Source organism: Paraburkholderia sp. BCC1885 (genome assembly GCF_900996235.1).
Taxonomy (GTDB): domain Bacteria; phylum Pseudomonadota; class Gammaproteobacteria; order Burkholderiales; family Burkholderiaceae; genus Paraburkholderia.
The window spans coordinates 1-446 of the sequence record NZ_CAAJGM010000165.1 but is presented as its reverse complement, the minus strand read 5'-3'; the positions used below and the strand labels follow the sequence as shown (position 1 = coordinate 446).

Genomic DNA, 446 nt, shown 5'->3' with positions numbered 1-446 from the left:
CGCCACTCCTTGTTTGACGACCGGCATGCCGGCCTTCTGCCACTCGGCGACACCGCCTTGCAGCACATGGACCTCGCCGTAACCGGCTTCGCGCACGGCCTTGGCCGCCTTGTTCGATTGCTGGCCGTTCTGGCAGACCAGCAGCACCGGGGCACTCTTGTTCTTGGCGACCTGGCCGAGCCGGGAAGCCAGTTCGGCGTACTCGACCGAGCGCGCCGAGGGCAGGTGCCCGGCGGCATACTCGGCCGAGGGCCGCAGGTCGATCACGATCGCATTGCGCCGGTTGATCAGTTGGGTCGCCTCGGCGCTGGACAGGCCGCCGCCGCCGCGCCGCAGCGCGGGAACCACCAGCAGGCCGCCGGAAACGAGCAGGATCGCGATGAGCGCAAGGTTGGTGTAATCGGTAAAGAACGTCACGGAGGATCCGCCGCTAAAAAGAGAAATCG

The 446-nt window shown here is 66.8% G+C and carries 1 protein-coding gene; it reads right to left on the bottom strand.

The genetic code is table 11. The features are described from left to right. Positions 1-417, bottom strand: a 417-nt coding sequence (locus FQ755_RS15610) for a rhodanese-like domain-containing protein (protein WP_144155728.1), incomplete at its 3' end; no start/stop codon positions are given. Between the last annotated feature and the right edge of the window lie 29 nt (positions 418-446).